Raw genomic sequence first — 254 nt, 5'->3', positions numbered from 1 at the left:
CAATAGCCTTCCTTGGCGCGCCAGCAGGCCTCATACAGCTCATGGGCGTTGTAGTTGGCAAAGGTAAAGCCGTTGCCGTAGCCGTCGCCGGAGTCGCGGATAGAGTCCTTCAGGCCGCCGGTCTCGCGGATGACGGGGATCGTGCCGTAGCGGCAGGAGACCATCTGGGCCAGACCGCAGGGCTCGGAGCGGGACGGCATCAGGAAGATGTCGGCACCGGCGTAGATCTGCTGTGCCAGCTTGGCGTTGAAGCC

1 protein-coding gene is annotated in these 254 nt (G+C 64.2%); it reads right to left on the bottom strand.

Annotated elements, in window-relative coordinates:
* Positions 1-254, bottom strand: a 254-nt coding sequence (locus ACZ3GY_RS24460; protein ID WP_465912386.1) for a glycosyltransferase, incomplete at both ends; no start/stop codon positions are given.

This window comes from Pseudomonas sp. PME37.24/006 (assembly GCF_055556635.1).
Note: the sequence above shows the minus strand (reverse complement) of the source record. Positions and strands in the feature narration are given on the sequence as shown.